This window comes from Gelria sp. Kuro-4, assembly GCF_019668485.1.
Classification (GTDB): Bacteria; Bacillota; DTU030; order DUMP01; family DUMP01; genus DUMP01.
Genome location: NZ_AP024619.1, coordinates 1,253,393 through 1,272,516, shown reverse-complemented (window position 1 = coordinate 1,272,516; position 19,124 = coordinate 1,253,393). Strand labels below are relative to the sequence as shown.

Genomic DNA, 19,124 nt, shown 5'->3' with positions numbered 1-19,124 from the left:
GGCTTGCCGGCTCTTTATATGCACCGGGGTAGGCGCCCAAGCGGCGCGCAGCCAAGCCCAATTCTCCGCATGCCCGTATAAGCAGTCAGGGCCGACGAAAGTCTACTCGCCCCGCGGCCCGCCGCCTCGGCCGGCCAGGGCCGCCGCAAGCGTGTTCTTAAGCAGCATGGCGATGGTCAGGGGGCCTACGCCGCCCGGAACGGGCGTAATGTAACGCGCCACCTCGCGCACCGCCTCGAAATCCACGTCGCCCACCAGCCCTTCCGGCAGCCGGTTGATGCCCACGTCCACCACCACCGCCCCGGGTTTTACCATGTCGCGGGTGATAAGGCGCGGCCTACCCACCGCCGCCACCAGGATATCGGCCGTGCGGGTGAAGGCGGCCAGGTCCCTGGTCTTGCTGTGGCAGACGGTGACGGTGGCATCCGCGGCCAGGAGAAGCTGCACCAGGGGTTTGCCCACGATGTTGCTCCGCCCCACCACCACGGCGTGCCGCCCCGCAACCGGGATGTTATAGGCTGCGAGCAGGTGCATAACCCCCTGGGGCGTGCAGGGTACAAAGGCCGGCAAACCCGCCGCCAGCCGGCCGGCGTTCACGGGGTGGAAGCCGTCCACGTCCTTGGCCGGGTCGATGGCCTGGATCACCCGGTTCGCGTCCAGTTGGCGCGGCAGGGGCAGCTGGACCAGGATCCCGTGCACGGCCGGGTCGGCGTTGAGGCGCCCGATGAGCTGCAGCAGGTGTTCCTCGCCGGTAGCCGCCGGCAACCGGTGGGGAAAGGAGGCAATGCCCACCGCCCGGCAGGCCTTCTCTTTGTTCCCTACGTACACCTGGGAGGCCGGGTCGTCCCCCACCAGGATCACCGCCAGGCCGGGGGTCAGGCCCCGGCCTTTCAGCTGTGTCACCTCTTCTTTGAGCGCAGCCTTAACCTGCGCCGCCACCTTCCTGCCGTCGAGAATCTCCGCCCTCATTTCCCGCCCTCCTGCCTTAAAGATCTCTTGGCCGGCCTAAAAGAGGCCGGTGATGCGCCCTGTGTCGTCTATGTCCATGTCGAGCGCCGCCGGGTGCTTAGGAAGACCGGGCATGGTCATGATCTGGCCCGTAACCGGGATGATAAACCCGGCGCCGGCGGAAAGACGCACCTCGCGCACGGTAAGGGGAAAGCCTTCCGGACGCCCTAGGAGGGCCGGGTCGTCCGAGAGGGAGTACTGGGTTTTCGCCATGCAGATGAGGAGGTTATCCAGGCCCTGGTCGTGGATGGCCTTGAGATCGCGCTCCGCCTCGGGGGTGTACTCCACCCGCGCGGCGCCGTAAACCTTCCGGGCGATGGCGGCGATCTTCGCCTTGGGCTCTTCCGTGGGGTCGTAGAGAAAGTGGAAGTCGGCCGGCCCTTCACAGGCGGTAAGAACCTTCTCGGCCAGTTCGATCCCCCCGGCACCGCCTTTGGCCCAGACCTCCGAGAGGGCAAAGGGCACATTGAGGCGCCTGCAGAGCTCCGCCAGCAGGGAAAGCTCTCTGTCGCTGTCGGTGGGAAAGCGGTTGATGGCCACCACCGGCGGCACGCCGAAGAGGCGCACGTTCTCCACCTGCTTTTCCAGGTTGGCGAAGCCCGCCTCGAGGGCGTCCAGGTTCTCCCGCCCCAGCTCGGCCTTGGGTACCCCGCCGTGGAGCTTGAGGGCGCGCACTGTGGCCACCACCACGGCGGCGCTGGGCTTAAGGCCGGCTACGCGGCACTTGATGTCGAAGAACTTCTCCGCCCCCAAGTCGGCGCCGAAGCCGGCCTCTGTGACGAAGTAGTCGGCCAGCTTGAGCCCCAGCCGCGTGGCCTGGATGGAGTTGCAGCCGTGGGCGATGTTGGCGAAGGGACCGCCGTGGATGAAGGCCGGGACGTGCTCTAAGGTCTGGACCAGGTTGGGCTTTAAGGCGTCCTTAAGAAGAAGCGCCATCGCCCCCTGGGCCTTGAGGTCGCCGGCCGTCACGGGGCGGCCGCCCTCGGTGTAGCCCACCACGATCCGCGCCAGGCGCTCCTTGAGCTCGCTGAGGCTGCCGGCAAGGCAGAGGATGGCCATCACTTCGGAGGCCACGGAGATGTCGAAGCCGTCTTCGCGCGGGACGCCCTGGGCCCTACCCCCCAGGCCGATGACGATGTGCCTGAGCGCCCGGTCGTTCATGTCGAGGACCCGCTTCCAGGTGATGCGCCGCGGGTCCAGCCCCAGGGCATTCCCCTGCTGCAGGTGATTGTCGATGAGGGCGGAAAGAAGGTTGTGGGCCGTGGTCACGGCGTGGATGTCGCCGGTGAAGTGCAGGTTGATGTCCTCCATGGGCACCACCTGGGAGTACCCGCCGCCGGCGGCGCCGCCCTTCACGCCGAAGCTCGGCCCCAGGGAGGGTTCGCGCAGGGCGATGGCCACTTTCTTCCCCCGCCGGGCCAGGGCCTGTCCCAGGCCCACGGTGGTTGTCGTCTTGCCTTCACCGGCCGGTGTGGGGTTGATGGCCGTCACCAGGATCAGCTTCCCGTCCGGCCGCTCCTTTACCCGCTCCCACACCGCCGGGCTCACCTTGGCCTTGTAGCGGCCGTAGAGTTCCAGTTCCTCAGGCGCCAGGCCGAGGGCGGCGGCCACCTCCGTGATGGGCTGCATCGGGGCCGCCTGGGCGATTTCGATGTCGGAAAGCATTCCTTGCACCTCTTCCTTAAATCTGGCTTCGATCCCTGCTATTCTCTCCCGGCAGGGCAATCTCCTACCCAGTTTCATGCGCTGCAGGTCGAAAAGCTTGCTGTTTGTCACTTCCTTTCTACTCGGCGGCGCTTAAGATAGCCCTCCGGGCTGCCAGCGTCACCAGCAAAGGATGAAAGGCTGAGGCGCTCAGGCCTTCCCCTGTCGCAGGGCCACCGCTTTGTTCGGGGCAGACAAACAGGCTCAACCTTTCAGGAAAGCCGGCAGCCACAGACTGAGGGCGGGAACGTAGGTGTAGAGAATAATTAGCGCGGCAGCCAAGACGAAGAAGGGCCAGATGGCGCGCGTGATCTTTTCCAGCGAGATCCCGGAAATGCCGGAAGACACAAAAAGGCAGACGCCGAAAGGCGGGGTAATCTGTCCGATGCCCAGGTTGAACACCGTGACCAGGCCGAAGTGCACCGGATCAATTCCGAGCTGGGCCGCAATAGGGTAGAGAATGGGGACGAGAAGCAGGATGACGGCCACGGTATCGAGCAGCATCCCGGCAATAAAGTAAATCACATTCACGAGGAGCAGGAAGGCAAGCGGCGTGCCGGCTATGCCGATGATGGCTCTGGCCAGCTGCTGTGGAATGTTTTCGCGCGTCATCACCCAGCCGAAGAGGGCGGCCGTCGCGATGAGGAGCATCACCATGGCGCTGGTGAGTCCGGCACTCACGAAGATGCCTCGCAGGTCCTGGAGCCCGATTTCCCGGTAAATGAGGAGTGCCACCGCCAACGCGTAAACCACCGCCACCACCGCCGCCTCGGTGGGGGTGAACACACCCCCGTAGATGCCGCCCAGGATGATGAGCGGCATGAGGAGGCCCCAGAACGCCTCGCGGAAGGAGCGCCAGAGCCGCCCAAAGCCGGCCCGTTCCCCGCTGTGGTAACCCGCCCGACGGCTGAGGGCGTAGGCCAGGAACATATACGCCAGCGCTCCTAAAACGCCGGGAATCACCCCAGAGAGAAAGAGCGCCCCCACGGAAGCCCCGGTGATGATGCCGTAAACCACAAAAGGAATGCTGGGCGGGATCACGATGCCTAGGGTACCGCCCAGGGCCTGAATGGCGGCGGCGAAATCAGGAGCATAGCCCCGCTTCTTCATTTCCGGGTACATCACCCCGCCGATGGCCGCCGTGGTGGCCGCTCCTGAACCTGAGATGGCGGCGAAGAAGGCGCTGGCGGCAATGGAAACCAGGGCCAGGCCGCCGCTGATCCAGCCCAAGAGGTCGTTGGCGAAGGCCACCAGGCGCCGCGAAATGCCGCCCTGCTGCATGATCTCGCCCGCCAGGATGAAGAAAGGCACCGCCAGGAGAGCGAAAGAGTCCGCCGCTGTAAAGAGGCGCTGCGGCACCACCACCAAGGGGACCGCCCCCTGCGCGATGAGCGCCCCGAGGGACGCCAGGGCGAGGGAGAAGGCAATGGGTATACCCAGGGCCGTAAACACCACGAGGAGGGCTAAGAGCACAAAAGCAACCGCAGACATCAGCTTTCGACCTCCTCCGGCGACGGCTTAAGCAGGGCAAGGGCATGGATGAAAAGGCACACGCCCCCCACCGGCACCGCCGCGTAGGCCAGGCCGATGGGAATGTGCAGCGACGGGGAAAGCTGGCCCATGTTCACCTGAGCCAGCTTAAAGCCGTAGACCGCCAGAACCGCCCCTAGGAAAGCAGTGAGGGCATAGCTGCCCGCCTTGAGCAGCCGTCTCGCCCCCGGCGGTAACGCCTCCACCAGGGCCTCCACCGCCACGTGAACCCCGCACCTTAATCCGTAGCTGGCGCCGATAAAGGTAAGCCACACCAGGGCATAGCGGGAGACCTCCTCCGACCAGGGCAGGGAATGAAAGATGACGTAACGGAAAAAGACCTGCAGGAAGGTGGTCGCCACCATGACGGCCAAGAGGAAGTAGAGCAGGCTTTCCGAGAGAGACGCAAGCATCTGGCTGAGCCGGCTGAGAAAACGCATGTCGTTCACGCTCCTTTGCGGGGACGGGCACTGCCTCCCGTCCCCGCCCGACTTAGCACGTCAATTCGTGTTCAGAATCTTCTGGATCAGTTCTTGGCCGAATTGCGGTGCAAATTTATCATAAACGCTCTTCGTTGCTTCCTGGAAAGCCGCGCGATCCGGCTCGGTGATCTCCATGCCGGCCGCCTTCAGCTTGTCCACCTGTTCGTCCTCTTGCTTCTTTATTTGCTCACGCTCGTAGTTGGCGGCCTCAATCGCCGCTTCCTGGATGATCTTTTGTTGTTCAGGAGTAAGCTTATCGAAGGCCGCCTTGCTCATAAGAAGGAGCGACGGCGAGTAGAAGTGCCCGGTGAGGGCCAGATACTTCTGCGCCTCGTAGATCTTCTGATTGTAAATGATGGGGATGGGGTTCTCCTGACCGTCGATGGTCTTCTGCTGCAGCGCCGTAAACACCTCGCTCCAGGCCATGGGCGTAGGGTCGGCCCCCAGCACACGGAAAGTCTCCTGGTGTACCGGGTTTTCCATGGTGCGCACCTTGAGACCCTGCACATCGGCCGGGGCATTCACCGGGTGCTTGGAGTTGGTCAGGTGCCGGAAGCCGTTCTCCCAAAACGCCAGGCCCACGATGTTCTTGGCCGCGAACTTCTTCAAGAGGTCTTGTCCGATCGGGCCATCGAGCACATTGTACGCATGCCGGCGGTCGCGGAAGAGGAACGGCAGGTCCACCACACCCATCTCCGGCACGAAGTTGCTCACCGGGCCGGTGGAGGTGACCACCAGGTCAAGGGTGCCGAGCTGCAGACCCTCGATCATGTCGCGCTCGTTGCCGAGCTGACCGTTGGCATAGATGTCGATCTTAATCTGACCGTTGGTTTTCTGGTCCACCAATTCGGCGAACTTCACCAGGCCCAAGTGGTACGGATGGGTTTCCGCCACCGGGTGGCCGGCCTTAAGAGTGACTGTTTGCGTTTTCCCTGCCTCACCGCCGGACTTAGGAGCGCTGGTTTGGCAACCGGTCAGAACAAGCGTGAGTACGAGGACAACGGTCCCCACCACCATGAAGCCCTTTCTAGTCAACGTGTTTTTCCACCTCCTGTTTTCTTTTCAACTGTCTAGGCCTACCGTTCCCCGGGCATCCCCCCCTTTCCTGGACGGCGCTCTGGCCCTACCCCTGTATTCGCTGGGCAAAACACCCGTCAGCCGCTTAAAAACGCCTCTCCGCCACCTTTGCTCATTTACCACTTGAAGCGCCGTCACGGAGGACACACCTTCCAGAGCATCAACACCTTCAACCTGCGCGTTGGTTTACTATTCGACATGGTTTCAGAATCACCTTTTGTCCAGAACCTGTCCAAAAAGGCGCAGGTTATTGCCCGGCACAGGTAGTTGGGACCACGCTTTCGTGCCGTCCGATCAGCAGGGTAGTGTAGCAAAAAAAGCAATTATGTGGTAATATGAGGTCAATTAACTTTAGAGGGGTTGCCCTAAGGTAACCGAATTTTGTAGTGATATTTTTGAGTAGTTTTGAAAAGAGGAAAAGGAGAGTGAAAGAAGCAACAGCGACCGTTTAGCGGCTGAAACACGATGCCAACTGGGGGAGGAGCGCGTATGAAAGGCAAGGTACAGGGAGACTATCGTTTTCGGCAGTGTGGTAAAGAAGCACTAATAATGTTGGCCCTCTTTGTCCTCAATGTCGTCTGGTGGTATGGTTTCGCATACGGCCTTGGTTCTCGTCCAGTTGAAACATATGGCTATGTTCTTGGCCTGCCTGATTGGTTTTTCTATAGCTGCGTCCTCGGTTATCTCGTTTTCAGTGTCCTGGCTTGGTTGGCTGTACGGGTTTTCTTCCGGGACATCCCTCTGGATGACACGCACACCGCCGAGGGAGGCGATGGGGAACAATGAACGAGCAAGCACTTCTTACAACACTGGTGTTTGTTTACTTGGGCGTTTTAGTGGGCGTAGGCGTATATGCTGCACGCATACGGCAGAAAGAAGGTGGCGGCTTCATCGCCGGGTACTTTCTGGGTGGCCGCGGCTTAAACGGCTTTGTCCTGGCCATGACTCTGGTTGCCACCTACATCAGTGCCAGCAGTTTTCTCGGTGGTCCCGGTACGGCCTATCAACAAGGCTTGGGCTGGGTTCTGCTGGCCATGATTCAATTGCCGGCCATGTACCTAACACTTGGCATCCTCGGAAAGCGCTTCGCCATCATCGCTCGCAGAATCAAGGCTATCACGGTGGTCGACTTCTTGCGTGAACGTTACGACGGCAACAAATTAGTCGTCCTTAGCTCCGCCTTCTTTGTTGTAGTGTTCTTAGTTGCCGCCGTGGTAGCGCAATTTATTGGCGGTGCCCGCCTGTTCCAATCGGTTACCAGATTTGATTACGTCCTCTCTCTAATTCTCTTTAGTTTTGTAGTGATGATCTATGTTACACTCGGTGGCTTCCTAGCGGTGGTGTTGAACGACTCAATCAACGGAACCATCATGTTTGTCGGCACGATAGTCTTGCTGGTAGCCACTGTCAAAGCAGGCGGAGGCACAGCTGCTATCGTTCAACAACTGGCGGCAAAGAATCCTGAGCTGCTCACCCCCTTCGGGGTCAAGCATTTTATCAGCCTTCCTTGGATTTCGTCATTCTGGGTGCTTGTTTGCATCGGGCTTCTCGGCCTACCGCAAAATGCGGTGCGCGCCATGGCCTACCGCGATTCACGTGCAATGCACAGCGCCATAGTCATCGGTACCGTGGTCACGGGTGCTCTCATGCTGGGCATGCACCTTGTTGGTGTATTCGCCCAGGCCGTCATCCCCAAGGTTACCGTCACGGACATGACCATCCCCACACTGGCGCTCCAGGTCCTGCCCCCCTTCCTTGCCGCGCTTGTTCTCGCAGCACCTCTGGCGGCCATCATGTCCACAGTGGATTCCCAGCTTATCTACATGGCCGGAACCATAATTAAAGACATCTATCTCAACTACATCAATCCATCCGCCGATGAAAATTGTTTGAAACGCCTAAGCCAGGCGTGCAACATCCTGCTCAGTCTTCTGATCCTTGCCTTGGCTCTTAAACCACCCAGCCTAATCATCTGGGTGAATCTCTTTGCTTTTGGCGGCCTCCAGGCTGCCTTTTTCTGGCCGCTGCTGTTAGGACTGTACTGGAAACGGGCTAACGCTGCAGGTGCCGTCGCCTCCCAAGTCGGCGGTGTGTTGGCGTTCGTTTGGTTCAGTGCTTTCGTGCCCAGGCCGTTGGGGCTTCACCCCATCGTCCCTACTCTGCTCATCAGTCTGGGCTCCTTCCTGCTCGTCACTGCCCTGACGCAGGAACCCAAGTGCGAAACAATCAAGAAATTCTGGGGCTATGCCGAAGACTAGGAAGAAAGGAGTCCATACGCAGTGAAACCTGATTACCAAAAGGTGCTGGCCGCCATCAGCGAAGGGGACGTGGTTTCCCTCCTGCAGGATCTGGTGAGAATTCCCAGCGTATACAGCCCCGACGAACCCGGCCGGAATGAAGAACGTGTCGCCGATTACGTAGCCGCCTTCCTGCGCAACATGGGAGTTGAGGTACACGTTGAAGAAGTGGCGCCGGGACGCCCCAACGTGATCGGCATCGTCCGCGGCACGCGGCCCGGCCCCTGCCTTCTCCTCGAAGCCCACAGCGACGTTGTGACGCCCGGAAACCCTGCCGGCTGGACCCACGCTCCCTTCGGTGCGGAGATCGTCGGCCGGCGTCTTTACGGGCGCGGTGCCTGCGACACGAAGAACGGCATCACCTCCGCGGTTATGGCGGTGAAGGGCGTCCTCGAAAGTGGCGTGGACTTCCCTGGGTCGATCATGCTGGCCATCCCCGTTGACGAAGAGGGTATGATGCTCGGGATCAAGCACTTCATCGAACAAGGCTGGGCCGATTCTGTTGATGCTGCGTTGATTTGCGAGCCGGAGGATAACCGCATCTGCGTGGCCCAGAAAGGCGCCATGCGCGTGCTGGTGCACGTCAAAGGCAAACAAGCCCACGGCTGCATGCCTTTCGCCGGCGTTAACCCGAACACCCGGATGGCCAAATTCATCCTGGAGGTGGCGGCCTACGAGCAGCAAGAGGTCCAGCGCCTGGGGCGGCACCCTTACCTGGGCGTTCCAAGTCTCACTCCCACCGTGGTTAAAGCTCCGGCCGAAGGCGAAGGGCAGCTGAACGTGTTGCCGGCCGACTGCCTGGTCGCCTATGACATCCGCACGGTTTCCGGCCAAAACCATGAACAGATTTACAAGGACCTGCAAGGTATCGCCCGCCGCTTAGAGGATGCCGACCCCGAGAAGGCGCGCATCGAGCTTGAGTGGATTGAAGACCGGCCGGTTACCGCTACAGCGCTGGAAGAACCCATCGTACAAGCCGTCGCTGCCGCCTACCGCCTGCTCACCGGCCGGGAACCCGTGTACGACGGTGTTCCAGGCGCGACGGACGGCACCTTCCTCTCGGCTTGGAAGAACATCCCCGTAGTGGTAACCGGGTCCGGGGTTCGCGAGGTACCCCACCAGTACGATGAATGGGTGGACATCGATCAGCTGCTGGAAACAACCCGCCTGTATGCGCTTGCCATCCTGGAATTCCTGAACGGGGCCGGTGCCGCGCACTATTAGAATCCAGTGCAACTCACACTCGAGCAGGAGGGGGCTGACCGCCCCCTCCTGCTCGAGTGCGCACTTTCAGGCTAGCTGCGGAGGGCCCGCCAGCCGATGTCGCGGCGGAAGCGGCGGCCGGAAAACCGGATCATTTCCACCGCCTGGTAGGCACGCTCCCGGGCGGCTTTGAGGTCGGAGCCGAGAGCGGTTACGGCCAGCACGCGGCCTCCGGCGGTGACGACCTGGTTTCCTTCCCGGCGCGTACCGGCGTAAAAGACCAGGGTGTCCGGCTGTGCCGCCGCCTCTTTGAGCCCCTGGATGGGAAAGCCCGTCTCATAGTGCCCCGGGTAACCGCCTGAGGCCAAGACCACGGCCAAGGCCGCTGCGGGGCGCCAGGCGAGGCTGATGCGGTCCAGGCGGCCGGCCAGCGTGGCCTCAGCCACCTCCACCAGGTCCGTCGCCAGGCGCGGCAGGACGGCCTGCGCCTCCGGGTCGCCGAAGCGCGCGTTGAATTCGAGCACCTTGGGACCCGCAGCCGTAAGCATCAGGCCGGCGTAGAGCACGCCGCGGTAGGGGGAGCCTTCTGCGGCCAGGGCCGCAACGGTGGGCCGCAGGATCTCGGCCTCGACGCGGCACGCTGTGTCCGGCGTGAGCGCCGGCACCGGCGAGTAGGCGCCCATGCCGCCGGTGTTGGGACCCCGGTCGCCGTCAAACGCCCGCTTGTGGTCCTGGGACGGCGCCAGCATAAGGACGTGCTCGCCGTCGGCGAAGGCCAGCACGGTTACCTCTTCACCCTCGAGGTACTCTTCGATGATGAGGCGCTCACCTGCGGCCCCGAAGGCCTGCTCTTCGAGGATCGTATGGATGGCGTCAAGGGCTTCTTCTTCGGTCGGCGCTACGATAACTCCCTTGCCGGCGGCCAAGCCTTCGGCCTTGAGAACGAGTGGAGCGCCCTTTGCTCTGACATAGCGGCGGGCTTCTTCCGCATCGGTAAACACCCGGTATTCAGCGGTGGGTATCCCGTACTTGTGCATCAGGTTTTTGCTGAAGACCTTGCTGCCTTCAATGGCCGCCGCCTTGCGGGTGGGCCCATACGCTGAAAGTCCCCGCGCCCTGAAGGCATCCACCAGCCCCGCCGTGAGCGGCGCCTCCGGGCCGACCACGGTGAGGTCGATGTCGTGCGCCGCCGCCCACTCCGTGAGCGTGGCGACATCCGTGGCGCCGATGGGCACGTTCTCCGCCAGCTCCGCCGTCCCGGCGTTGCCCGGCGCGCAGTACACCTTCTTCACCCGCGGGCTCTGCGCCAGCTTCCACACCAGCGCGTGCTCCCGCCCGCCTGCACCCACCACAAGCACCTTCATCCGGCTCACCTCCACTCAGTGCCGGAAGTGGCGGATGCCGGTGAAGACCATGGCGATGCCGGCCGCGTCCGCCGCGCGGATGGAGTCCGCATCGCGGATGGAGCCGCCCGGCTGGATGATGGCCGTCACCCCGGCCCGCGCCGCCGCTTCCACCGAGTCCGGCATCGGGAAGAACGCATCTGAGGCCAGCACTGCGCCCTGCGCCTTCTCCCCCGCCTGGCGCACGGCGATCTCCACCGCCCCCACGCGGTTCATCTGCCCGGCGCCCACGCCCACCGTGCCGCTGTCCCGCGCCAGGACGACGGCATTGGACTTCACATACTTAACCACCTTCCAGGCAAAGGTCAGGTCCGCCAGCTCCTCTTCCGACGGCGCGCGCCGTGTCACCACCTTAAGGTCCGCCGGGTCGTAATCGCGCCCGTCCAGCTCCTGCACCAGGAGACCGCCGCGCACCGCCCGCAGGTCCCAGGCCTGCGGCGACCGGCCGGGCTCGGCAGCCAGCAGGATCCGGTTTTTCTTTTCCTTGAGAACCTCCAGCGCCGCGTCGCTGAAGCCCGGCGCAATGACCACCTCGAGGAAGATCTCACTCAGCGCCCGGGCCAGTTCCGCCGTCACCTCGCGGTTAAAGGCCACGATGCCGCCGAAGATGGAGACGGGGTCGCCCGCATAAGCCTTCCGCCAAGCCGCCAGGAGGTCCGGACCCGTCCCCACGCCGCACGGGTTCATGTGCTTTACGCCCACGGCACAGGGCGCACTGAACTCCTGCACCAGCTCCCAGGCGGCGTTGGCGTCGCTGATGTTGTTGAAGGAAAGTTCCTTGCCGTGCAGCCGGCGGGCAAAGGTGATGCCCCCCTGCGCGCCCGGCTGGGCGTAAAGGGCCGCCTTCTGGTGCGGGTTCTCCCCGTAGCGCAGGTCGCGCAGCTTGGTGTAAGTAAGGGGGAGGCGCGCCGGGAAGGCTTCGCGGCGCCCGGCCAGGTAGGAGGCGATGACGCTGTCGTACTGTGCGGTGTGGGCAAAGGCCTCGGCAGCCAGGTGGTAGGCCGTCTCAGGGCTGATGCCGCCTTTTACGCGCAGCTCCCGCAGGACTTCTTCATAGCGCACCGGGTTCACTACCACGGCCACGCCTTGGTGGTTCTTGGCCGCCGCCCGGATGAGGGTCGGCCCGCCGATGTCGATGTTCTCGATGGCCTCTTCCAGCGTCACGTTCGGCTTGGCGATGGTGGCCGCGAAGGGATAGAGGTTCACCGCAACAAGGTCGATGGGTTGGATGCCCAGCTCCGCAAGTTTGGCCAGGTGTTCCTGGACGTCACGCCGGGCCAGAATGCCGGCGTGAATGGCCGGGTGCAGCGTTTTGACACGCCCGTCCAGGATCTCCGGAAACCCGGTAACCTCCTCCACCCGGCGTACCGGAACCCCGGCCTCCGCCAGCGCCTGCGCCGTGCCACCCGAGGAGATAATCTCTACGCCCAGTTCGGCCAGTCCCCGCGCGAACTCGACGATGCCATCCTTATCCGATACCGAAAGCAAAGCGCGTTTAACGGTGATCATAAGGTAACCTCCTCCGGCGAAATGTACACCCGCCGCCCCTCCACCTTGAGGCGCCCGGCAGCCAGGAGGCGGATCGCCTCCGGGTAGAGGCGGTGCTCCTCCTTGAGGATGCGGGCGGCCAGGGTTTCTTCCGTGTCATCCGGGAACACCGGCACCGCCGCCTGCAGCACAATCGGCCCCGTGTCCATCCCCTCGTCCACCAGATGCACCGTGCAGCCCGACACCCGCACCCCGTACTGCAACGCCTGGCGCTGCGCGTGGAGCCCCGGAAAGGCCGGCAGCAGCGCCGGGTGAATGTTGAGAATGCGGTTGGGAAAAGCTCGAACCACCACCGGGTCCACCAGGCGCATGAACCCTGCCAGCGCCACCATATCTGTTCCCCAGGACTTCAAGAGTTCCACCAAAGCCGCCCCGTACGCCCGCCGGTCCGGGTACAGCGCCGCCGGGAGTACGGCGGCGCGCAGCCCGTGCGCCCGGGCGCGCTCCAGGGCCTGTGCATCCGGATTATCGCTCACCACGCCAACGATGTCCACGGGCAGCCGGCCCGCCTGCCAGGCCTCTATGATGGCCTGCAGGTTCGTCCCGCGCCCCGAGGCCAGCACCGCCAGGTTCGCCGTCACGGGAAGACCCTCCCCTCCACCTCCACACCCGGTTCGCCGGCTGTTACCGCACCGATGACCATCGCTTTTTCGCCGGCGGCGGTCAGGACCTCTAGTGCTTCTTCTTTATCCTCCCGAGCGACAATCAGCACGTAGCCGATCCCGACGTTGAAGGTGCGCAGCATCTCCGGCTCGGGCACGTTACCCTTGGTGCGCAGCAGCTGGAAAATAGGCGGCACCGGCCAGCTGCCGGCCGCAAGGCGCACCCGCGTGCCGGGCGGCAGCACGCGCGGGATGTTCTCCAGGAGCCCCCCGCCCGTTATGTGCGCCATGCCCTTTACTTTGACTTGCCGCATGAGTTCCCGGACCGGCCGCACGTAGATGCGCGTCGGCCGCAGCAGCTCCTCACCCAGCGTGCAGCCCAGCGCGGGCAGCCGGTCCCTAAGGCTGAGCCCTGCTTCTTCCAGGAGCACGCGCCGCGCCAGGGAAAACCCGTTGCTGTGCAGGCCGGCCGAGGCCAGGCCCAGCACCACATCGCCCGGCCGGATCGCGCTCCCGTCCACCAGCGCCGCCTTCTCCGCCACACCCACGGCAAAGCCGGCCAGGTCGTACTCGCCGGGCGGGTAAAAGCCGGGCATCTCCGCCGTCTCCCCACCTAGGAGGGCACAGCCCGCCGCGCGGCAGCCGGCGGCCACGCCCGCCACCACCTGCTCCACCTGCGCCGGCTCCAAGCGCCCCACGGCCAGGTAATCCAGGAAAAAGAGCGGCTCCGCTCCCTGCACCAGGATGTCGTTCACGCACATGGCCACGGCATCGATGCCCACCGTGTCGTGCCGCCCCAGGGCGAAGGCCACTTTGAGCTTAGTCCCGACCCCATCGCAGCCTGCGACCAGCACCGGGTCACGAAACCGGCCCCACTCCAGCTGGAACAGCCCCGCAAACCCGCCGATGCCGCCCAGGACGCCGGGGCGGGCGGTGGCCGCCACGTGCCGCTTGATCCGCTCTACGGCCTTATTCCCGGCGTCGATGTCCACCCCCGCCCGCGCATAGCTCCAACCCTCCTCAGGCATCGGGTTCTCCTCCTTCCCTCGGGCAACGGCCGGCGAGGTAGTTGCCATTAAAGCAGGCCAGGCAGTACGGCTCGCCCGGAAGCCCCACCGCTTCCTTGAGCCCGTCGAGGCTCAGGTACCCCAGCGAGTCCGCATCGATCGCCCGGCGTATCTCCTCCACCGGGCAGCGCGCCCCGATCAGCTCCGCCGTAGTGGGCGTGTCGATGCCGTAGTAGCAAGGGCTCACGATGGGCGGCGAACTCACCCGCACGTGCACCTCCCGCGCTCCGGCGCTCCGCAGCAGCCGCACAATGCGCCGGCTGGTGGTCCCGCGCACGATGGAATCGTCCACCAGGACGATGCGCCTGCCGTCCAGCACCTCGCGGATGGGATTGAGCTTCAAGTGCACACCGAATTCCCGCGTCTTCTGCGCCGGCTGGATGAAGGTGCGCCCTACGTAGCGGTTCTTGATAAGGCCCACGGCGTAAGGAATCCCGGAAGCTTCCGCGTAGCCCAGAGCGGCCGAGATGCCCGAGTCCGGCACCGGCACCACCAGGTCTGCCGCCGCCGGCCACTCCTGGGCCAGCCGGCGCCCGGCCCGCCGCCGGGCCTCGTGCACGCCCACGCCCTCAATGCGGCTGTCCGGGCGGGCAAAATAAATGAATTCGAAGATGCAGAACGCCTTGTGGGGCGCCGCATAACGGATGGAGCTCACCCCGTCCGGCCCGATGCTCACCAGCTCCCCCGGTTCCACATCGCGCACGAACTGCGCCCCCACCGTATCCAAAGCACAGCTCTCCGAGGCGAGCACGTGACCGGATCCCAGCCGCCCCAGGCAGAGCGGGCGCATGCCGTGCGGGTCCCGCACGCCCAACAGCCGGTCCGGCGTGAGCACCACCAGGGCGAAGGACCCTTCCACCTGGCTCAGCGCGCTGATGAGCGCCCAGGTTGTATCCCGCGCCTCCGCCTGCGCCGTCAGGCTGGCGATGACCTCGGTGTCGCTGGTGGTTTGAAAGAGGTACCCGCGCTCGCTCAGCTCCTCGCGCAACGCGGCGGCGTTCACCAGGTTGCCGTTGTGCGCCAGGGCCAGGGAGCCGCGCCGCGAGGCCACCGCCAGCGGCTGGGCGTTATTCAGACCCCCGCCTCCGGCGGTGGAGTAACGCACATGGCCGATGGCAATCTTCCCCTGGAGCCCCGCCAAGAGCTTTTCGTTAAACACCTCGCCCACCAGGCCCAGGCCGCGCTCCAAGGCGATGCTGCGCCCGTCGGTCACGGCGATGCCGGCGCTCTCCTGCCCGCGGTGCTGCAGGGCGAACAGCCCCATGTAGGTCAGGCGGCCGACATCCTCTCCCGGAGCGTAGACCCCGAAGACCCCGCACTCCTCGTGCAGCTTGTCCGCCTCTAGAGGTGGCATGCCAGCCCCTCCCTCCAGGCCTCTTGGAGCGCCGCCAGGGGCAGGGAAATGGCGTCGTCCACCTCCAGCCGCTCGCCCCCCGTCCGGCCCAGCACCTGGTACGGCACCCCTAAGCGCTGCACAATCTCAGCAAGCTGCGGCAGGTTCTCCTCCGGCAGCGAAACCAGGATGCGCGACTGGGTCTCGCTGAAGTATGCGCTGGTGCGGGAAAGCTCACCCCGCGGCACAGTTACGCGGGCGCCGACCGGCCCCTGCCGGCCCGCCAGGCAGCACTCGGCCAGCGCCACCACCAGGCCCCCTTCCGAGAGGTCGTGGGCCGAAGCGAGCAGCGCGCGGCGGACGGCCGTGCGGCAGGCCTCCTGCACCCGCGCCTCGCGCTCCAGGTGCAGCCGGGGCGGCCGGCCCTGCTCTACGCCGTGGAGGGCGTAGAGGTACTCGCTCCCGCCCAGTTCATCCTCGGTGGAGCCGAGGAGCACAATCACGTCTCCCGGCCCGCGGAAGCCCTGCACCGCCCGCTTCGCGATATCCGGCAGCAGGCCCACCATGCCCACCACCGGCGTCGGGAAGATGGGGCGTCCCTCGGTCTCGTTGTAAAGGCTGACGTTGCCGCTCACCACCGGGATGCCGAGCGCCCGGCAGGCGTCCGCCATGCCCTCGACGGCCTGCTGGAGCTGCCAGTACACCTCGGGCTTCTCCGGGTTTCCGAAGTTGAGGCAGTCGGTGATCCCCAGGGGCTCAGCGCCGCAGGCGGCCAGGTTGCGCGCCGCCTCGGCCACGGCGATCATCCCGCCGGTGTACGGGTCAAGGTAGGTGTAGCGGCCGTTGCCGTCGGTGGTGAGGGCCAGCCCCTTCGGCGTGCTCTTAACGCGCAGCACCGCCGCGTCGGAACCCGGCAGCACCACCGTGTTCGCCTGTACCATGTGGTCGTACTGGCGCCAGATCCACTCGTGGCTGGCGATGTTCGGAGAAGCGATGAGCTTAAGGAGCGCCGCGTTGTAGTCGGCCGGCTCGGGCAGGACGTGCCAGTCGAAGGCCTGCGCCTCCTTGAGGTAGGCCGGGACGCGGCCCGTGCGCACATAGGTCGGTACCTCGTCGGTGAGGTAGCGCACCGGGATCTCAGCCGCCGGCGTCTCCCCGTCCCACACCCGCATCACGCCGTCGTCGGTGACGTGGCCGATCACCGTGGCATCGAGCCCCCAGCGGGAGAAAACCCGCCTGGCCGCGTCTTCATACCCTTTCTTAATGACGAGGAGCATCCGCTCCTGGGACTCGGAAAGCATCACCTCATAAGGGGTCATGCCGGGCTCGCGCCGCGGCACGCGGGAAATATCGAGGCGCATGCCGGTACCGGCGCGGCCGGCCATTTCCACCGCCGAAGAGGTGATCCCCGCCGCGCCCAGGTCCTGGATGCCCACCACGTAGTCCGTCTTGAGGATCTCCAGGCAGGCCTCAATGAGGAGCTTTTCACGGAAGGGGTCGCCCACCTGCACGGCCGGGCGCCGCTCCTCCGACCCCTCACCCAGCTCTTCCGACGCAAAGGTGGCCCCGTGGATACCGTCGCGCCCGGTCTTGGCGCCCACCAGGAGCACCGGGTTGCCCACGCCGGCGGCAATTCCTTTAGCGGGGGCCCCCTCTAAAAGGCCCACGCACATCGCGTTCACCAGGGGATTGCCCTGGTAGGAGGGGCTGAAGAAGGCCTCGCCGCCCACGGTGGGCACGCCGATGGCGTTGCCGTAGCCGGCGATGCCGGCCACGACGCCGGAAAAAAGGTAGGCGGTGCGCCGGTCCTTCAAGTCGCCGAAGCGCAGGGAGTCCAGGCAGGCGATGGGACGCGCCCCCATGGCAAAAATGTCGCGCACAATGCCGCCCACCCCGGTAGCCGCCCCCTGGTAGGGCTCGATGGCCGAGGGGTGGTTGTGGCTTTCCATCTTGAACACCACGGCCTGGCCGTCCCCGATGTCGATGACGCCGGCGTTCTCGCCCGGCCCCTGCAGCACGCGCGGCCCCTGGGTGGGGAAAAGCTTGAGCAGCGGCCGCGAGTTCTTGTAGCCGCAGTGTTCGGACCACATCACGGCGAACATCCCGAGCTCCGTTTCATTCGGTTCCCGGCCCATGAGTTCCAGGATGCGGCTGTACTCCTGGTCGCTGAGGCCCATGCTGCGCCACCTGCCGGTCACCGCGCCCGCCTCCTTTGCAGGTACTGGAGCATGGAGGTTAGGATGCCGCGGCCGTCCTCTGAGCCCAGGATGGCCTCGGAGGAGCGCTCCGGGTGTGGCATCATCCCTAAAACGTTGCCTTCTTTGTTGACGAGGGCGGCGACGTTGCCGAGCGAGCCGTTGGGGTTGGCCGCCGGCGTTATGCGGCCGTCAGGTTCGGAGTAACGCAGCACCACCTGACGGCCGGCCTCGAGCGCCGCCAGGGTTGCCGGGTCGGCGTAGTAGTTGCCCTCGCCGTGGGCGATGGGCAGGCGCAGCACCTGGCCCGCCTGGTAGGCGCTGGTGAAGGGGGTGGCCGCGTTTTCCACACGCACGTTCACAAACTCACAGCGGAAGGAAAGCCCGGCGTTGCGGCGCATGGCCCCGGGGAGCAGGCCGGCCTCAAGCAGGATCTGAAAGCCGTTGCAGATGCCGAGCACAAGACCACCAGCGCGGGCAAAGTCGGCCACCGCCGCCATGATGGGGGAAAAACGGGCGATGGCGCCCGTGCGCAGGTAGTCGCCGTAGGAGAAGCCGCCGGGCAGGATGATGGCGTCGTAACCGGCGACGCTGGTGTCCTGGTGCCAGAGGTAGTCGCACTCGGCGCCGAGGACGTTTTTTACTGCGTGGTGGCAGTCGGCGTCGCAGTTGGAGCCGGGGAAGACGACCACGCCGAACTTCATGCCTGCGCCTCCTCCACTTCCAGGCGGTAGTCCTCGATCACCGGGTTGGCGAGGAGCCGCCGGGCCATCTCCTCGGCTTGCTCCCGGGCCGCCTCGGCCGTGGGCGCCTCCAGTCTGAGTTCCATGTACTTGCCGGTGCGCACGTCGCGGACGCTCTTGTAGTCGAGCGCTTCCAGCGCTCCCTGAATGGTGACGCCCTGCGGGTCAAGGATCCCTTTCTTGAAGGTCACATAGACCTTAACCAAGTACATCATTCCGTCCCTCCCGTCAACCGGCGCCAGATTTCCTGGTAGGCCTCCTCCACGCCGCCCATGTCGCGGCGGAAGCGGTCCTTATCGAGCTTCTCGTGCGTCGCCTTGTCCCAGAAGCGGCAGGTATCGGGGGAAATCTCATCGGCGAGGATCACCCGGCCGGCGGCGGTGCGGCCGAACTCGAGCTTAAAGTCCACCAGCTCCAGGCCCCGCTCCGCCAGGTATGCGCTCAGGATGGAGTCCACCTTCAAGGCGTAATCGGAAAGTGCCCTGAGCTCGCCCGCGCTCGCCAGGTTCAGCGCGTAAACATGGTACTCGTTGATCATGGGGTCGCCCAGCGCGTCGCTTTTGTAGTAAAACTCGAGCACAGGGCGCGCCAGGGGCGTCCCTTCAGCCAGCCCCAGGCGCTTGGCCAGGCTGCCGGCGGCGATGTTGCGCACCACAACCTCAATGGGGAGGATGGTGACCTTCTTCACCAGCATCTCGCGGGGGGAAAGGAGTTTTTCGAAGTGGGTGGGGATGCCGTGCTCTTCCAGCAGGGCGAAGAAGTGGGCGGAGATGCGGTTGTTGAGCTCGCCCTTGCCGGTGATGGTGCCCTTTTTGAGGCCGTTGAAGGCGGTGGCGTCGTCCTTATAGTACACGATGTAGCGCTCGGGATCGTCGGTACGGTACACTATCTTGGCCTTGCCCTCATACAGCTGCTCGCGCTTTTCCATGGCG

The 19,124-nt window shown here is 64.6% G+C and carries 17 protein-coding genes; 3 read left to right on the top strand and 14 right to left on the bottom strand.

What is annotated here, in order from left to right:
• Nucleotides 1-102: 102 nt before the first annotated feature.
• The 5 genes from folD to K5554_RS06285 all read right to left on the bottom strand — a co-directional run bounded on the left by folD (nucleotide 103) and on the right by K5554_RS06285 (nucleotide 5,759).
• Entirely contained in the window at nucleotides 103-969 is an 867-nt protein-coding gene (gene folD / locus K5554_RS06305) for a bifunctional methylenetetrahydrofolate dehydrogenase/methenyltetrahydrofolate cyclohydrolase FolD (RefSeq protein ID WP_221040291.1), read from the bottom strand.
• 36 nt (nucleotides 970-1,005) lie between these two features.
• The gene (locus tag K5554_RS06300; RefSeq protein ID WP_221040535.1) at nucleotides 1,006-2,673 is read right to left on the bottom strand and encodes a formate--tetrahydrofolate ligase; all 1,668 of its coding nucleotides are present in this window, start codon (nucleotides 2,671-2,673) and stop codon (nucleotides 1,006-1,008) included.
• Nucleotides 2,674-2,916: 243 nt separating this feature from the next.
• Entirely contained in the window at nucleotides 2,917-4,203 is a 1,287-nt protein-coding gene (locus tag K5554_RS06295) for a TRAP transporter large permease (protein WP_221040290.1), read from the bottom strand.
• A complete protein-coding gene (locus K5554_RS06290; protein WP_221040289.1) occupies nucleotides 4,203-4,682 on the bottom strand; it encodes a TRAP transporter small permease in 480 nt (159 codons plus the stop codon). The genes K5554_RS06295 and K5554_RS06290 overlap by 1 nt, the downstream gene beginning before the upstream one ends.
• Before the next feature lie 60 nt (nucleotides 4,683-4,742).
• Nucleotides 4,743-5,759, bottom strand: coding sequence for a TRAP transporter substrate-binding protein (locus tag K5554_RS06285; protein ID WP_221040288.1), 1,017 nt, complete (start codon nucleotides 5,757-5,759; stop codon nucleotides 4,743-4,745).
• A 531-nt stretch (nucleotides 5,760-6,290) separates the two neighbouring features.
• On the opposite strand from K5554_RS06285, the gene K5554_RS06280 reads away from it, so the two are divergent.
• From K5554_RS06280 to K5554_RS06270, 3 genes are read left to right on the top strand one after another with little or no spacing between them, the layout of a single operon-like run.
• Nucleotides 6,291-6,587, top strand: a complete 297-nt coding sequence (locus tag K5554_RS06280; RefSeq protein ID WP_221040287.1) for a YhdT family protein — start codon at nucleotides 6,291-6,293, stop codon at nucleotides 6,585-6,587.
• The gene (gene panF / locus K5554_RS06275) at nucleotides 6,584-8,059 is read left to right on the top strand and encodes a sodium/pantothenate symporter (protein WP_221040285.1); all 1,476 of its coding nucleotides are present in this window, start codon (nucleotides 6,584-6,586) and stop codon (nucleotides 8,057-8,059) included. The genes K5554_RS06280 and panF overlap by 4 nt, the downstream gene beginning before the upstream one ends.
• Nucleotides 8,060-8,080: 21 nt before the next feature.
• Nucleotides 8,081-9,322, top strand: coding sequence for a M20 family metallopeptidase (locus K5554_RS06270; RefSeq protein ID WP_221040284.1), 1,242 nt, complete (start codon nucleotides 8,081-8,083; stop codon nucleotides 9,320-9,322).
• A gap of 71 nt (nucleotides 9,323-9,393) precedes the next feature.
• Here K5554_RS06270 and purD read toward each other — a convergent pair whose 3' ends face one another.
• Genes purD through purC form a run of 9 tightly spaced genes read right to left on the bottom strand, consistent with a single transcriptional unit; the run spans nucleotide 9,394 to nucleotide 19,120 of the window.
• Nucleotides 9,394-10,665, bottom strand: coding sequence for a phosphoribosylamine--glycine ligase (gene purD / locus K5554_RS06265; protein WP_221040283.1), 1,272 nt, complete (start codon nucleotides 10,663-10,665; stop codon nucleotides 9,394-9,396).
• 15 nt (nucleotides 10,666-10,680) lie between these two features.
• On the bottom strand, nucleotides 10,681-12,210 hold the full coding sequence (gene purH, locus K5554_RS06260; protein ID WP_370636971.1) for a bifunctional phosphoribosylaminoimidazolecarboxamide formyltransferase/IMP cyclohydrolase: 1,530 nt from the start codon (nucleotides 12,208-12,210) through the stop codon (nucleotides 10,681-10,683).
• Nucleotides 12,210-12,833, bottom strand: coding sequence for a phosphoribosylglycinamide formyltransferase (gene purN / locus K5554_RS06255; protein WP_221040281.1), 624 nt, complete (start codon nucleotides 12,831-12,833; stop codon nucleotides 12,210-12,212). Before purN ends, purH begins: the two co-directional genes overlap by 1 nt.
• Nucleotides 12,830-13,882 (bottom strand): phosphoribosylformylglycinamidine cyclo-ligase, encoded by a 1,053-nt coding sequence (purM, locus tag K5554_RS06250; protein ID WP_221040280.1) that lies wholly within the window; start codon nucleotides 13,880-13,882, stop codon nucleotides 12,830-12,832. Before purM ends, purN begins: the two co-directional genes overlap by 4 nt.
• Entirely contained in the window at nucleotides 13,875-15,275 is a 1,401-nt protein-coding gene (purF, locus tag K5554_RS06245; RefSeq protein WP_221040279.1) for an amidophosphoribosyltransferase, read from the bottom strand. The genes purM and purF overlap by 8 nt, the downstream gene beginning before the upstream one ends.
• Nucleotides 15,263-17,431 carry a phosphoribosylformylglycinamidine synthase subunit PurL gene (gene purL, locus K5554_RS06240; protein WP_370636970.1) on the bottom strand — a complete coding sequence of 723 codons (2,169 nt, stop codon included), beginning with the start codon at nucleotides 17,429-17,431 and terminating at the stop codon, nucleotides 15,263-15,265. Before purL ends, purF begins: the two co-directional genes overlap by 13 nt.
• A gap of 17 nt (nucleotides 17,432-17,448) precedes the next feature.
• On the bottom strand, nucleotides 17,449-18,153 hold the full coding sequence (purQ, locus tag K5554_RS06235; protein WP_221040277.1) for a phosphoribosylformylglycinamidine synthase subunit PurQ: 705 nt from the start codon (nucleotides 18,151-18,153) through the stop codon (nucleotides 17,449-17,451).
• Nucleotides 18,150-18,404 carry a phosphoribosylformylglycinamidine synthase subunit PurS gene (gene purS, locus K5554_RS06230; protein WP_221040534.1) on the bottom strand — a complete coding sequence of 85 codons (255 nt, stop codon included), beginning with the start codon at nucleotides 18,402-18,404 and terminating at the stop codon, nucleotides 18,150-18,152. Before purS ends, purQ begins: the two co-directional genes overlap by 4 nt.
• Nucleotides 18,404-19,120, bottom strand: coding sequence for a phosphoribosylaminoimidazolesuccinocarboxamide synthase (gene purC / locus K5554_RS06225; protein WP_221040276.1), 717 nt, complete (start codon nucleotides 19,118-19,120; stop codon nucleotides 18,404-18,406). The genes purS and purC overlap by 1 nt, the downstream gene beginning before the upstream one ends.
• Nucleotides 19,121-19,124: the final 4 nt, after the last annotated feature.

Coding starts and splice junctions, on each gene's coding strand:
- purC (WP_221040276.1), bottom strand. CDS start 19,120: ATGGAAAAGCGCGAGCAGCTGTATGAGGGCAAGGCCAAGATAGTGTAC.
- purD (WP_221040283.1), bottom strand. CDS start 10,665: ATGAAGGTGCTTGTGGTGGGTGCAGGCGGGCGGGAGCACGCGCTGGTG.
- K5554_RS06295 (WP_221040290.1), bottom strand. CDS start 4,203: ATGTCTGCGGTTGCTTTTGTGCTCTTAGCCCTCCTCGTGGTGTTTACG.
- purM (WP_221040280.1), bottom strand. CDS start 13,882: ATGCCTGAGGAGGGTTGGAGCTATGCGCGGGCGGGGGTGGACATCGAC.
- purL (WP_370636970.1), bottom strand. CDS start 17,431: ATGGGCCTCAGCGACCAGGAGTACAGCCGCATCCTGGAACTCATGGGC.
- purF (WP_221040279.1), bottom strand. CDS start 15,275: ATGCCACCTCTAGAGGCGGACAAGCTGCACGAGGAGTGCGGGGTCTTC.
- purS (WP_221040534.1), bottom strand. CDS start 18,404: ATGTACTTGGTTAAGGTCTATGTGACCTTCAAGAAAGGGATCCTTGAC.
- purQ (WP_221040277.1), bottom strand. CDS start 18,153: ATGAAGTTCGGCGTGGTCGTCTTCCCCGGCTCCAACTGCGACGCCGAC.
- K5554_RS06300 (WP_221040535.1), bottom strand. CDS start 2,673: ATGCTTTCCGACATCGAAATCGCCCAGGCGGCCCCGATGCAGCCCATC.
- K5554_RS06280 (WP_221040287.1), top strand. CDS start 6,291: ATGAAAGGCAAGGTACAGGGAGACTATCGTTTTCGGCAGTGTGGTAAA.
- K5554_RS06290 (WP_221040289.1), bottom strand. CDS start 4,682: ATGCGTTTTCTCAGCCGGCTCAGCCAGATGCTTGCGTCTCTCTCGGAA.
- folD (WP_221040291.1), bottom strand. CDS start 969: ATGAGGGCGGAGATTCTCGACGGCAGGAAGGTGGCGGCGCAGGTTAAG.
- panF (WP_221040285.1), top strand. CDS start 6,584: ATGAACGAGCAAGCACTTCTTACAACACTGGTGTTTGTTTACTTGGGC.